The organism is Bacillus sp. GbtcB10, from assembly GCF_019091365.1.
GTDB lineage: Bacteria > Bacillota > Bacilli > Bacillales > Bacillaceae > Bacillus > Bacillus altitudinis.
Map to the genome: position 1 here is coordinate 41,867 of NZ_JAGXJP010000009.1, position 13,526 is coordinate 55,392.

Annotated in this window: 14 protein-coding genes; all 14 read left to right on the forward strand. The window is 42.3% G+C overall.

Annotated features, from left to right (window positions below; genetic code table 11):
* Positions 1-51 precede the first annotated feature (51 nt).
* The 14 genes from ftsH (at position 52) to lysS (ending at position 13,229) form a co-directional block, all read left to right on the forward strand.
* Entirely contained in the window at positions 52-1,956 is a 1,905-nt protein-coding gene (ftsH, locus tag KVT11_RS19320) for an ATP-dependent zinc metalloprotease FtsH (protein ID WP_007496173.1), read from the forward strand.
* Positions 1,957-2,119: 163 nt separating this feature from the next.
* Complete coding sequence (locus KVT11_RS19325) at positions 2,120-2,896, forward strand: type III pantothenate kinase (protein WP_008341820.1); 777 nt, start codon at positions 2,120-2,122, stop codon at positions 2,894-2,896.
* A 15-nt stretch (positions 2,897-2,911) separates the two neighbouring features.
* The gene (gene hslO / locus KVT11_RS19330; RefSeq protein WP_007496169.1) at positions 2,912-3,787 is read left to right on the forward strand and encodes an Hsp33 family molecular chaperone HslO; all 876 of its coding nucleotides are present in this window, start codon (positions 2,912-2,914) and stop codon (positions 3,785-3,787) included.
* Between the two features lie 46 nt (positions 3,788-3,833).
* Positions 3,834-4,742 (forward strand): peptidyl-prolyl cis-trans isomerase, encoded by a 909-nt coding sequence (locus KVT11_RS19335; protein WP_099496232.1) that lies wholly within the window; start codon positions 3,834-3,836, stop codon positions 4,740-4,742.
* A 77-nt stretch (positions 4,743-4,819) separates the two neighbouring features.
* On the forward strand, positions 4,820-5,743 hold the full coding sequence (gene cysK, locus KVT11_RS19340) for a cysteine synthase A (RefSeq protein WP_008341814.1): 924 nt from the start codon (positions 4,820-4,822) through the stop codon (positions 5,741-5,743).
* Positions 5,744-5,867: 124 nt separating this feature from the next.
* Positions 5,868-7,286 (forward strand): anthranilate synthase component I family protein, encoded by a 1,419-nt coding sequence (locus tag KVT11_RS19345; protein WP_025206606.1) that lies wholly within the window; start codon positions 5,868-5,870, stop codon positions 7,284-7,286.
* Positions 7,287-7,299: 13 nt separating this feature from the next.
* Complete coding sequence (pabA, locus tag KVT11_RS19350) at positions 7,300-7,893, forward strand: aminodeoxychorismate/anthranilate synthase component II (RefSeq protein ID WP_025206607.1); 594 nt, start codon at positions 7,300-7,302, stop codon at positions 7,891-7,893.
* Positions 7,890-8,738 (forward strand): aminodeoxychorismate lyase, encoded by an 849-nt coding sequence (pabC, locus tag KVT11_RS19355; RefSeq protein ID WP_191219272.1) that lies wholly within the window; start codon positions 7,890-7,892, stop codon positions 8,736-8,738. The genes pabA and pabC overlap by 4 nt, the downstream gene beginning before the upstream one ends.
* Positions 8,739-8,747: 9 nt before the next feature.
* Positions 8,748-9,605, forward strand: coding sequence for a dihydropteroate synthase (folP, locus tag KVT11_RS19360; RefSeq protein ID WP_217609114.1), 858 nt, complete (start codon positions 8,748-8,750; stop codon positions 9,603-9,605).
* Complete coding sequence (gene folB / locus KVT11_RS19365) at positions 9,598-9,960, forward strand: dihydroneopterin aldolase (RefSeq protein ID WP_129548027.1); 363 nt, start codon at positions 9,598-9,600, stop codon at positions 9,958-9,960. Before folP ends, folB begins: the two co-directional genes overlap by 8 nt.
* A complete protein-coding gene (gene folK, locus KVT11_RS19370; RefSeq protein WP_129548028.1) occupies positions 9,957-10,460 on the forward strand; it encodes a 2-amino-4-hydroxy-6-hydroxymethyldihydropteridine diphosphokinase in 504 nt (167 codons plus the stop codon). Before folB ends, folK begins: the two co-directional genes overlap by 4 nt.
* The gene (locus KVT11_RS19375) at positions 10,412-10,645 is read left to right on the forward strand and encodes a helix-turn-helix domain-containing protein (RefSeq protein ID WP_017366448.1); all 234 of its coding nucleotides are present in this window, start codon (positions 10,412-10,414) and stop codon (positions 10,643-10,645) included. Before folK ends, KVT11_RS19375 begins: the two co-directional genes overlap by 49 nt.
* Positions 10,638-11,639 (forward strand): tRNA dihydrouridine synthase DusB, encoded by a 1,002-nt coding sequence (gene dusB, locus KVT11_RS19380; protein ID WP_129548029.1) that lies wholly within the window; start codon positions 10,638-10,640, stop codon positions 11,637-11,639. Before KVT11_RS19375 ends, dusB begins: the two co-directional genes overlap by 8 nt.
* A gap of 90 nt (positions 11,640-11,729) precedes the next feature.
* Positions 11,730-13,229, forward strand: a complete 1,500-nt coding sequence (lysS, locus tag KVT11_RS19385) for a lysine--tRNA ligase (protein WP_217609115.1) — start codon at positions 11,730-11,732, stop codon at positions 13,227-13,229.
* The last annotated feature ends 297 nt before the right edge of the window (positions 13,230-13,526 follow it).

Sequence of the window (13,526 nt, forward strand, 5' to 3'; positions counted from 1 at the left end):
TTCTATGATACTATTGAACATAGTTGTGCTTACTGTGGGAGGAGGTAAGGAATGAATCGGGTTTTTCGTAATACGATTTTTTATATACTTATTTTATTACTTGTGATAGGGGTTGTCAGTTGGTTAGGATCCCCTAATCAAAAGCCTGAGAACATGTCTTACAGCAAATTTTCGCAAAATTTAAGTGCGGGAAAAGTGGAGAGTATCTCCATCCAGCCTGTAAGAGGGGTTTATGAAATTCGTGGTCAATTAGATGGCGCGAAGAAAGATGAATACTTCATTACCCACGTTCCAGACGGTCAAGGAGTTGACCAAATTTACAGTGCACTGAAGAATACAGATGTAAAAGTAGAACCAGCACCTGAAACAAATGGATGGCTGCAAGTTCTGACAACCATCATTCCATTCATCATCATCTTTATCCTGTTCTTCTTCTTATTGAACCAAGCTCAAGGCGGTGGAAGCCGTGTCATGAACTTTGGTAAGAGTAAGGCGAAGCTTTACACAGAAGAGAAGAAACGTGTGAAATTTAAAGATGTTGCCGGTGCGGATGAAGAAAAACAAGAGCTCGTAGAAGTGGTTGAATTCTTAAAAGATCCACGTAAATTTGCGGAGCTTGGCGCAAGAATCCCTAAAGGGGTTTTACTAGTAGGACCTCCAGGTACAGGTAAAACATTGCTTGCGAGAGCATCTGCAGGAGAAGCAGGCGTTCCTTTCTTCAGCATCAGTGGTTCTGACTTCGTCGAGATGTTCGTCGGTGTCGGTGCATCACGTGTACGTGATTTGTTTGAAAATGCGAAAAAGAATGCACCTTGCTTAATCTTTATTGATGAGATTGATGCAGTGGGTCGTCAGCGTGGAGCAGGTCTTGGCGGTGGTCATGATGAGCGTGAACAAACGCTTAACCAGCTTCTTGTTGAAATGGATGGTTTTAGTGCCAACGAAGGGATTATTATCATTGCTGCAACGAACCGTGCAGATATCCTAGATCCTGCATTGCTGCGTCCGGGACGTTTTGACCGTCAAATTACGGTTGACCGCCCAGATGTCATTGGCCGTGAAGAAGTACTGAAGGTTCATGCGAAAAACAAACCGCTTGATGATACAGTCAACTTGAAAGCCATTGCAAGCAGAACACCAGGGTTCTCTGGGGCAGATCTTGAGAACTTACTAAACGAAGCAGCACTTGTTGCTGCCCGTCAAAACAAAAAGAAAATTGATATGCGTGATATCGACGAAGCAACTGACCGTGTCATTGCTGGACCGGCTAAGAAAAGCCGTGTCATTTCTAAGAAAGAACGCAATATCGTGGCGTACCACGAAGCAGGTCATACCGTCATTGGACTTGTCCTTGACGAAGCTGACATGGTGCATAAAGTAACGATCGTTCCTCGTGGTCAGGCAGGCGGATATGCGGTCATGCTTCCAAGAGAAGACCGTTATTTCCAAACGAAGCCAGAGCTTCTTGATAAAATCGTCGGCTTGCTCGGCGGTCGTGTTGCAGAGGAAATTACGTTTGGTGAAGTAAGTACAGGCGCTCACAACGACTTCCAGCGTGCAACAGGCATTGCAAGAAGAATGGTCACAGAGTTCGGTATGTCTGATAAACTTGGTCCTCTACAATTCGGTCAAGCACAAGGAGGTCAAGTATTCCTTGGCCGTGATTTCAACAACGAGCCGAATTATAGTGAAGCGATCGCTTATGAAATTGACCAAGAAGTTCAGCGCTTCATCAAAGAAAGCTACGAACGTGCGAAACAAATTCTCACTGAGAATAAAGATAAGCTAGAAATCATCGCACAAGCTCTTCTAGAAGTGGAAACATTAGATGCTGAACAAATTAAATCTCTTTACGATACTGGAAAGCTTCCAGAGCGTGTATACGCAGATGACGAAGAGAAAAACGATGATGTGAAAGTGAACATCAAGAAAAAAGAAGAAGACGAGGAGATTTAATCTCCTTCTATAAAAAGCTGTCGGGCTCACCGGCAGCTTTTTTTATTTCGATTCATGAATGGATCGGTTTCGAATTGTTTACAAATGGAACTCAATTCGTGTATGGTATGATAGAAAGTCGAAAAATGCTCTTTTTGAGACACTATTCAAAGTGGTGATGAAGTTGTTACTCGTGATAGATGTAGGAAACACAAATACCGTTTTAGGTGTTTATCATAATGGCGATTTGAACTACCATTGGCGGATTGAAACAAGCCGTCATAAAACAGAAGATGAATTTGGTATGGCAATCCGATCCTTATTTGACTATGTAGGGCTGATGTTTGACCAGATAGAAGGGATTATCATTTCTTCTGTTGTCCCGCCAATGATGTTTGCTCTGGAAAGAATGTGCGAAAAGTATTTTCACATTACTCCTCAAATCGTTGGGCCTGGCATGAAGACTGGATTAAACATTATGTGTGACAATCCAAAGGAAGTCGGCGCTGATCGAATTGTGAACGCAGTGGCGGCCATTCACCTGTATGGGGCACCTCTCATTGTGGTAGACTTTGGAACAGCCACAACCTACTGCTATATCAATGAACAGAAACAATACATGGGTGGGGCGATTGCACCTGGTATTACCATCTCAACAGAGGCTTTATATACAAGAGCGGCAAAACTGCCGAGAATTGAAATTGTCCGTCCAGATCACATTGTTGGAAAAAATACCATCAGTGCGATGCAATCCGGCATCCTTTATGGATATGTTGGTCAAGTCGAGGGCATAGTGAAACGGATGAAGCAGCAAGCCAAACAAACACCGAAAGTCATTGCAACAGGCGGTTTGTCTACATTGATTGGAAATGAATCAGACTGTATTGATATTGTCGATCCGTTCCTCACATTAAAAGGACTTCAATTAATTTATGAACGCAATCGTGTCGGTGTATTATAGGAGGGTTTAATCAAAATGGATTATTTAGTTAAAGCGTTAGCATATGACGGGAAAGTCCGTGCGTATGCTGCGAACACAACAGATACAATCAACGAAGCGCAGAGAAGACACCATACGTGGCCAACTGCTTCAGCTGCAATCGGCAGAACCATGACAGCGACTGTCATGATGGGAGCCATGCTGAAAGGCGAGAATAAATTAACTGTCAAAATTGAAGGCGGTGGGCCGATCGGAGCCATCATTGCGGATGGAAACGCAAAAGGTCAGGTGCGCGGATATGTCTCAAACCCACAAGTTCACTTTGATTTAAATGAACATGGGAAGCTGGACGTTAGACGTGCTGTTGGAACATCTGGAACGTTAAGTGTTGTCAAAGATATCGGACTGAAAGACCACTTTACAGGGCAAACAGAAATTGTCTCAGGTGAAATTGGAGATGACTTTACTTATTACCTCGTCTCCTCTGAACAAGTGCCATCCTCTGTAGGTGTGGGTGTTCTTGTCAATCCAGATAACTCGATCCTTGCAGCAGGCGGTTTCATCATTCAATTGCTGCCTGGAACAGAAGATGCAGTCATCGAAAGACTCGAAAAGAGATTATCAACCATTGAACCAATCTCTAAACTGATTGAAAAAGGGATGACTCCTGAAGAAATTTTAGAAGAAGTGCTCGGTGAAAAACCTCAAATTTTAGAAACTGTACCTGTCGAATTTTCTTGTAACTGCTCAAAAGAACGGTTTGCCAACGGTATTATCAGCCTAGGGAAAGCCGAAATTGAGGATATGATTGAACAAGACGGACAAGCAGAAGCTCAATGCCATTTTTGTAACGAAACGTATGTATTTACAAAAGAAGAGCTAGAAGAGCTACGTGAAGAAATAACCCGCTAAGCTCTAAGCAGCGGGTTTTCTTTTTAGAATGGAAAGGAGACGAAAGATGAGACTGAAAGCAAGAGTGGTATGGACATTTATCCTCGTTCTGCTCATGATTAATGCCGTTGTCATTGCATATGTATTAACAAAATCACAAATGTCGCAGGCTTCTTCAAATGGGAAGAGCGGTGAAGAAATTGCTTCTATTGGGAAAGAGAAAGTCACACGTCAAGAATGGTTAACGAAAATGGAAGACCGCTACGGAAAGGCAACACTTGAACAAATGATCAATCAGAAGGTAGTCAATCAGCTTGCGAAAGAAAACAAGCTGGAGGTATCTTCAAAAGAGATCAATCGTGAGCTGCTGATGCTGAAAGCGGTATCTAATAATTTCTACGAAGACGGTCATACAAGTGAAAAGGAATGGAAAGAGCAGATTCGTTATCAAATTTTATTAGAACAGCTTCTAACGAGAGATGCGGTCGTTTCTGAAAAAGAAGCCAAATCCTTTTATGAAAAAAACAAAGACTTGTATCAATATGATGACTCATACCGAATTCGACACATTGTTGTGAAAACAAAAGACGAGGCACAAAGTGTATTAAAAGATTTAAAGGGCGGATCTAGTTTCGAAGCTGTAGCAGCTGAACGATCCACCGATCGATATACCTCTCCTTACGGCGGAGATCTTGGATTTGTCACAGAAGAACAAGAAAGCATCCCAGCCCTATACATACAAGAAGCCCAAAAGCTTCAGCCAGATGAATGGACGAAAGAGCCGATCGAGATCAAAAATGGTTATGCCATCATACAATTAAAAGAAAAATTAAATGGCCGCTCCTTCTCTTATGAAGAAGTCAAAGATCAGATCAAAAGGCAGATCGCCATGGAAGATCTGGGTGAAAAGGCGAATGTCAAAACCCTGTGGAAAGAAGCAAAAGTCACATGGTTTTACGATGGAGAGCAGGACTAAAAGCATTGACAAAATTTTTCGAAATTGATAATTTAATATTAATACAATAAAATTACTCGGAGATAGAGGTGTTAGTGATGGCTCGTATTGCAAATTCAGTTTTTGAACTAATAGGAAATACACCAGTCGTTAAATTAAACCGTTTAGTAGATGAAGACAGTGCGGATGTCTACTTGAAACTTGAATATATGAACCCAGGCAGCAGTGTAAAAGATCGTATTGCGTTAGCGATGATCGAAGATGCTGAAGCAAAAGGTACATTAAAAGCTGGTGACACACTCATTGAGCCAACAAGCGGAAACACAGGAATCGGTCTTGCGATGGTCGCGGCTGCAAAAGGAATCAATGCGATTTTAGTTATGCCGGATACAATGAGTCAGGAGCGCCGCAACCTTTTACGCGCTTACGGTGCAGAGCTTGTATTAACACCCGGTGCAGAAGGAATGAAAGGTGCCATCAAAAAAGCAGAAGAATTAGCAGAAGAGCACGGATACTTCATGCCTCAGCAGTTCAGCAATGAAGCCAATGCTGAGATTCACCGCCGCACAACAGGGAAAGAGATTCTTGAACAGTTTGACGGCGACCTTGATGCATTTATTGCAGGAGTTGGTACGGGCGGTACGATTACAGGTGCTGGTGAAGTCCTGAAAGAAGCCATTCCATCTATTCAGCTTTATGCGGTAGAACCAACAGATTCTCCTGTACTATCAGGCGGGAAACCAGGTCCGCATAAAATTCAAGGCATCGGAGCAGGCTTTGTTCCATCTATCTTAAACACAGAAGTATATGACGGCATTATCCAAGTGAAAAACGAAGATGCATTTGAACTTGCAAGAAAGGCAGCGAAAGAAGAAGGAATCCTTGGTGGTATATCTTCAGGAGCAGCCATTTATGCAGCGCTTCAAACAGCGAAGAAGCTTGGTAAAGGGAAAAAGGTTCTAGCGATTATTCCAAGTAACGGTGAACGTTACCTTAGTACGCCGCTTTATCAATTTGATTAAACAATACACCCCAGCATTTGCTGGGGTTTTTTCATGAATTCTGAAGATGGAAAGCAAATACTATTTTCTAATTAAAATGGATTGCATTACAATAAGATTAATGAAAATGAAAAAGGATGATAACATGACACAACGTAGGCCGATGGGCATCAAAATTCCTTTTACGAAAGATGCATTCTTGAAACGATACGAACAATTAACGGCTCATGAATCACATCACGTCCTTCTTGAAAGTGCACGTGGCGGAGAATACAGTATTGCCGGCATTCATCCGATCGCTAAAGCGAAAGGGAAGGACGGGATGACCACCATCCATTATCAGAATGAGGTGTTGTTCAAAGAGGGAGATCCTTTTAGGGCATTTGCTGATTGGTTTCAAACCCTACAAACCGAAACGAACGACGAATACCCTGACTTCCAAGGTGGAGCGATTGGATTTTTAAGCTATGATTACGCAAGATATATCGAGCATTTTAAAATGCTGTCCATCGATGATTTGAAGACGCCTGATTTGTATTTCCTCGTATTCAATGATGTCGCTGTCTTTGATCATAATAAAGACGTCCTCTGGCTGATGACTCATACAGAAGGAGACGAACCTGTCAGTGAAGTTCATCAAAGACTCGAAGAATTAAAGCAAAGCTGGACAAGCACATCAGAAGAGTCAGCACATTCATCTGTCAACGTGTCTTCTTCGGAATGTGTACCTGCTGCACCTTTTACTGAAGAAGCTTTCGGGGAAGCTGTAGAAACGATTAAACAATATATCGCGAACGGTGATGTGTTCCAAGTGAACCTATCCATTAGACAAGATGAACAGCTTCATACCCACCCATATCATTTATACAAAACATTACGTCACGTGAATCCATCTCCATATATGTCATATCTGCACACGCCAGATTTCCAAATTGTCTGTGGATCTCCAGAGCTGCTTATTAAGAAAAAAGGCATTCAGCTCGAAACAAGACCGATCGCTGGCACAAGATCAAGAGGCAAGGATGATGTGGAAGATCAAGCGCTGGCAAAAGAACTCATTGAAGATGAAAAAGAACGCGCAGAACATGTGATGCTTGTTGATCTTGAGCGGAATGATCTTGGACGAGTGTCTACTTATGGCTCAGTCAAGGTGAACGAGTTTATGGCCATTGAGAAATATTCACACGTGATGCACATTGTATCAAATGTCCAAGGGGAGCTGCGTGATGATTGTGATGCGGTAGATGTCATGAGAGCTGTATTCCCAGGCGGCACGATTACAGGTGCGCCAAAAGTGAGAACAATGGAAATCATAGAAGAACTTGAGCCAACAAGGCGTGGGCTTTATACTGGATCTATAGGCTGGTTTGGATTCAATCAAGATATGCATTTTAATATCGTCATTCGTACGGCTTATTGTACAGGGGGCAGAGCCTTCATGCAGTCAGGTGCAGGCATTGTCATCGATTCTGTACCAAAGCACGAATACAAAGAATCGATTAAAAAAGCCTATGCAGTGAAAAAAGCATTACAGTTGAGCAAAGAAGAGACTATTTTGAGTTAGAGGTGAGCAGAGTATGATATTAATGATTGATAATTACGATTCATTTACGTACAACCTGGTCCAGTATTTAGGTGAGCTTGGGGAAGAACTGATTGTAAAACGAAACGATCAAGTCACTATTCAAGAAATCGAAGAGCTCAAGCCAGACTTTCTGATGATTTCTCCAGGACCTTGCAGTCCGGATGAAGCAGGAATTAGTATGGAAGCGATCAAACATTTTGCTGGGAGGATTCCGATCTTCGGTGTCTGTTTAGGTCATCAATCCATTGCACAAGTATTTGGTGGAGATGTCATTCGTGCGGAGCGGTTAATGCATGGGAAAACATCAGAGATTGAACACGACGGCAAAGGTGTCTTCACGGGACTACAAAATCCGCTCGTCGCCACGAGATATCATTCATTAATTGTTAAAGACGAGACGCTGCCGGAGTGCTTTGTCAGAACAGCGAGAACAAAGGAAGGCGAACTCATGGCCATTCGCCATAAAGAACTTCCGATTGAAAGTGTTCAATTCCATCCAGAATCGATTATGACGTCCTTCGGTAAGGAAATGCTCAGAAATTTCATTGAAACCTATCGTAAAAAGGGGAATGAAGTAAACGCATGATCATTTACCTGAACGGTCAGTATATAGAGGAGAAAGACGCGACTCTTTCTCCTTTTGATCATGGTTTTCTATATGGCATCGGTGTATTCGAAACATTTACCTCTCTAGCAGGACAAGTCTTCTTGTTAGACTGGCATCTTGAAAGGCTCAATCAATCATTGCGTGACCTTTGCATCGAATCCACAATAGAGAAACCATTTGTACTCGACATCATTCATACATTATTCAATCAAAACCAAATAACGGACGGTTATGCGAGGATCCGCTTCAATGTTTCTGCGGGCAGAGGCAATGGATTTTCTGCAGACCCTTATGAGGAGCCTGTTGTTTTTGTGATGATCTCCCCATTCCGGCCCGAATCAATAGTAGATGAAAAACAGGGAATCATTCTTGATACAAGAAGAAACACACCGGAAGGTCCAAGACGGCTCAAGTCGCATCATTACATGAACAACCTGCTGGCGAAAAGAGAAGTAGGGAACGATCCGTCGATAGAAGGGATCTTTTTAACAAAAGAAGACGATGTGGCAGAAGGAATTACGTCAAATCTATTTTGGCGAAAAAAAGATGTGATCTATACACCTTCACTTGATACCGGCATTTTAAACGGGGTTACCCGTCGATATTGTATCGAAAAGCTGCAAGCTTCGGGGATCTCACTAATAGAAGGAAGATATCCACTCTCACACTTGCTCTCAGCTGATGAGGCGTGGATGACCAATTCGGTTCAGGGAATTGTGCCTTTTAAAAATATCGGAGACACCGTCCTGCAAAACCACAACCGAACGATTTCGACCAAGCTGAGAACAGAATATACAAAAGAACGTCTAGAACATAAAGAGTAGGTGGACACAATGACACAACAATTGATAAAACAGCCTAAAATCATACAAGCCAAGCACCATACCCTTAGTTATGAAGAAAAGACATTGGTCATGGGCATTTTAAATGTCACACCGGACTCTTTTTCAGATGGAGGAAAATTCAATCAAATGGATAAAGCGCTGGCTCATGCAGCGCAGCTCATAGAAGATGGGGCGCATATTATTGATATTGGCGGTGAATCGACTCGGCCGGGGGCGGCACTTGTCTCAGAGCAAGAGGAGCTTTCAAGGGTCATTCCTGTCATTGAGAAGATCACAAAAGAATTGGACATACCTATTTCTATTGATACGTATAAAGCCCATGTCGCAGATGAGGCAGTGAAAGCAGGAGCCTCAATCATTAATGATGTATGGGGGGCGAAAGCTGATCCTCAAATGGCGCATGTGGCAGCGAAGCACAACGTGCCAATTATCTTAATGCACAATCGACCAGAGCGGAATTACACCCATCTGATTTCAGATATGATTGCAGATCTGAAAGAAAGTGTTCAAATTGTGAAACAAGCGGGTGTCTGTGATGACATGATTATATTAGACCCTGGTGTAGGATTTGCGAAAAATAAAACTGACAATCTCATGGTCATGAATGAACTTGAACATTTTTGCCACCTTGGGTATCCGCTGCTTCTGGCAACATCCCGCAAACGATTCATCGGTGCAGTTTTAGACCTTCCGCCTGAAGAACGTACTGAAGGAACGGGTGCGACGGTCTGTCTTGGGATTCAAAAGGGCAGCGCGATGGTCCGAGTGCACGATGTAAAAGAAATCGCAAGAATGGCAAAAATGATGGATGCCATGCTGAATAAAGGAGGCGCTTATCATCGATAAAGTATATGTAAACGGAATGGAATTTTACGGCTATCACGGTGTATTTGCAGAAGAGAATAAACTAGGCCAGCGCTTTCGTGTGGACTTAACAGCTTCACTTGATTTAAGTAAGGCAGGACAAACGGATGACCTAAATGAGACCATCAACTATGCTGTGCTCTACAACATCTGCAAAAATATTGTAGAAGGGGATCCGGTGAACCTCGTTGAAACGCTGACAGAAAGAATTGCAAACCAAGTGTTAAAGGACTTTCCGACAGTTCAAGAATGTACAGTAAAAGTAATCAAACCAGATCCGCCAATTCCAGGACACTATCAGTCCGTTGCCATTGAAATGACGAGATCACGCGCATGAACAATACAGCATATATCGCTTTAGGCTCAAACATAGGAAAAAAGGAAACCTACTTAAAAGAAGCTGTCAAAAAACTTCACGAACACCCAGGTGTTCAAGTTGAATCCATTTCATCTATATATGAGACAACACCTGTAGGTTACGAGAATCAGGATGACTTCTTGAACATGGCTGTGAAGATTTCCACCTCGCTTCGTCCTGAAGAACTTCTATCACTGACTCAGAACATTGAGCAGGAGTTGGGCAGAACAAGAGAAGTGAGATGGGGTCCACGGACAGCTGACCTTGACATTTTACTTTATAATCGTGAAAATATTGAAACAGAACAACTTGTAGTGCCGCATCCTAGAATGTACGAACGTTTATTCGTTCTTGTTCCGATGAGTGAGATTTGCCCAGAAATCGGCGAAGCCCAGGTAAACGCCGTAACAGACCAAGAAGGTGTAAGCATATGGAAAAAGACATGTGGGGTAGAAGAATTCGTGCATACCGAAAGCTAAAAGGGTATACTCAGGAAGGGTTCGCCAAAAGACTGGGCATCTCTGTCTCTGTCTTAGGGGAAATTGAGCGAGGCAATCGATTACCAACAAACCAAATGGTTGGTCAAATAGCAGATGCTTTAAATATAACGGTGGAAGAACTTTCACCAATACTTGAAGAGGAAAGGAGGGGACTAGATGTTTAAAGTCGGAGATATCGAAATTAAAAACAAAGTAGTGCTCGCACCAATGGCTGGTGTGTGTAACTCTGCTTTCAGACTCACGGTGAAAGAGTTTGGAGCGGGCTTAGTCTGCGCTGAAATGGTCAGTGACAAAGCGATCTTGATTAATAATGCCAGAACGATGGGCATGCTGTACATTGATGAACGTGAAAAACCGTTGAGCCTTCAGATATTTGGGGGAGAAAAGGATACGCTCGTAGAAGCGGCCAAGTTTGTAGACCAGAATACAACGGCGGACATTATTGATATTAATATGGGATGTCCTGTACCAAAGATCACGAAATGTGACGCAGGAGCGAAATGGCTGCTGGATCCTAACAAGATTTACGAAATGGTATCTGCAGTCGTAGAAGCTGTAGATAAACCTGTTACTGTGAAAATGAGAATTGGCTGGGACGAAGACCATATCTTCGCTATCGACAATGCCCGTGCTGTTGAACGAGCAGGTGGACAAGCGGTTGCGCTTCACGGACGGACACGAGTGCAGATGTACGAAGGAACAGCGAATTGGGATATTATAAAAGAGGTCAAACAATCTGTTTCCATTCCAGTCATCGGCAATGGAGATGTCAAAACCCCTCAAGATGCAAAACGTATGCTTGATGAAACGGGTGCAGATGCTGTCATGATCGGAAGAGCCGCACTAGGAAACCCGTGGATGATTTACCGGACGGTTCATTATTTAGAAACGGGTGAACTAAAAGAAGAGCCTAATGTGCGTGAGAAAATGTCTGTGTGCAAACTTCACTTAGACAGACTTATAGACCTGAAAGGCGAGCATGTGGCTGTCAGAGAAATGAGAAAACATGCAGCATGGTACTTAAAAGGTGTCCGAGGCAATGCAGATGTAAGAAACCAAATCAATCAAAGTGAAACGAGAGCGGAGCTTGTAAAAGTTCTAGATGACTTTACGATCGAAGCCGAGGCAAAAGAGCTTCAAAGAATAAAAGTAGGATAAGACTATCTTTCTTTTTGTAGCTCACTGCTAGTGCACGTACTGGCAGTTTTTCTGCTTTTCTCTGCAAAATACATTAATGGAGTGATATAAGTGAGTAATGAAGGGCTTAATAACGAAGAATTAAATGATCAGTTCCAAGTAAGACGTGACAAAATGAATAAAATGAGAGAAGAGGGTATCGATCCATTCGGTGAACGATATGACCGTTCTCATCAATCCGCACAAATTATTGCTGAATATGACGAGTTTTCAAAAGAAAACTTAGAAGAAAAAGCAGCTCAAGTAACAATTGCTGGCCGTATGATGACAAAACGCGGAAAAGGGAAAGCTGGCTTTGCACACATTCAAGACTTAGAAGGACAAATTCAAATCTATGTGCGTAAAGATAGTGTAGGAGAAGAAGCTTACGAACTATTCAAAAGCTCGGACCTAGGCGATATTATCGGTGTGACGGGAACCGTATTTAAAACGAATGTAGGGGAACTTTCAATTAAAGCGACTAGCTTTGAGGTTCTGACAAAAGCACTTCGCCCGCTCCCTGATAAATATCACGGACTAAAAGATGTAGAACAACGCTATCGTCAGCGTTACCTTGACTTGATTGTCAATCCAGAAAGTAAGCAGACGTTCATCATGCGAAGCAAAATCATTCAATCAATGAGAAGATACTTAGATTCAAAAGGATACCTAGAAGTTGAAACACCAACAATGCATAGCATCCCTGGTGGTGCATCAGCTCGTCCTTTCATTACTCATCACAATGCACTTGATATGCCGCTTTATATGCGTATTGCGATCGAGCTGCATTTAAAACGTCTAATTGTCGGTGGTCTAGAGAAAGTATACGAAATTGGCCGCGTATTCCGTAATGAAGGAGTCTCAACTCGTCATAACCCGGAATTTACTATGATTGAACTGTATGAAGCATATGCAGACTATAAAGACATCATGAACCTAACGGAAAACTTGATTGCTCATATTGCCCAAGAGGTACTAGGAACAACAACGATTCAATATGGAGAAGATGAAATTGATCTAAAACCTGAATGGAAGAGACTCCATATGGTTGAAGCGGTCAAAGAAGCAACAGGTGTAGACTTCTGGCAGGAGATGTCTGTAGAAGAAGCAAAACAGCATGCTGCTGATCACGGTGTTGAAATCACAAAAAGCATGACAGTAGGTCATATTATCAATGAGTTCTTCGAGCAAAAAGTAGAAGAAACATTGGTTCAGCCTACATTCATTTACGGACACCCAGTGGAGATTTCTCCATTAGCTAAGAAAAATCCTGAAGATCCGCGCTTCACGGACCGCTTTGAGCTATTCATCGTGCGCCGTGAGCATGCAAATGCATTCACCGAGCTGAATGATCCAATCGACCAAAGAGAACGTTTTGAAGCTCAATTAAAAGAACGTGAAGAAGGAAATGACGAAGCGCATCTCATGGATGACGATTTTGTTGAAGCATTAGAATATGGCATGCCGCCAACAGGTGGACTAGGAATCGGTATCGACCGATTAATCATGCTACTAACAAATTCTCCATCAATCAGAGATGTACTGCTTTTCCCGCAAATGAGAAACCGTTAATACATCAACAAAAGCGCCATTTGATCTGTGGCGCTTTTTATTTTTCATAAAATGAAAATTTTTTTTAAAAAAACTATTGCAAGGAAAGAATCCAGATGGTATATTATTATTCGTTGCCGCAAAACAGCAACGAGGTTGAAAAAAGAAAATGAAAAAAGTTCTTGACTTCAACTGAAGCGAAATGTTAAGATATTAAAGTCGCTTACGAGCGATAACGAAAATGATCTTTGAAAACTAAACAAGACAAAACGTACCTGTTAATTCGAGTTTTTATAAAAAAATCCTATGATACATCAT

Excerpts from the sequence above, each read along its gene's own strand:
- ftsH (WP_007496173.1), top strand. The coding sequence starts at position 52 with ATGAATCGGGTTTTTCGTAATACGATTTTTTATATACTTATTTTATTA.
- hslO (WP_007496169.1), top strand. The coding sequence starts at position 2,912 with ATGGATTATTTAGTTAAAGCGTTAGCATATGACGGGAAAGTCCGTGCG.
- KVT11_RS19335 (WP_099496232.1), top strand. The coding sequence starts at position 3,834 with ATGAGACTGAAAGCAAGAGTGGTATGGACATTTATCCTCGTTCTGCTC.
- cysK (WP_008341814.1), top strand. The coding sequence starts at position 4,820 with ATGGCTCGTATTGCAAATTCAGTTTTTGAACTAATAGGAAATACACCA.
- KVT11_RS19345 (WP_025206606.1), top strand. The coding sequence starts at position 5,868 with ATGACACAACGTAGGCCGATGGGCATCAAAATTCCTTTTACGAAAGAT.
- pabA (WP_025206607.1), top strand. The coding sequence starts at position 7,300 with ATGATATTAATGATTGATAATTACGATTCATTTACGTACAACCTGGTC.
- pabC (WP_191219272.1), top strand. The coding sequence starts at position 7,890 with ATGATCATTTACCTGAACGGTCAGTATATAGAGGAGAAAGACGCGACT.
- folP (WP_217609114.1), top strand. The coding sequence starts at position 8,748 with ATGACACAACAATTGATAAAACAGCCTAAAATCATACAAGCCAAGCAC.
- folK (WP_129548028.1), top strand. The coding sequence starts at position 9,957 with ATGAACAATACAGCATATATCGCTTTAGGCTCAAACATAGGAAAAAAG.
- KVT11_RS19375 (WP_017366448.1), top strand. The coding sequence starts at position 10,412 with ATGGAAAAAGACATGTGGGGTAGAAGAATTCGTGCATACCGAAAGCTA.
- dusB (WP_129548029.1), top strand. The coding sequence starts at position 10,638 with ATGTTTAAAGTCGGAGATATCGAAATTAAAAACAAAGTAGTGCTCGCA.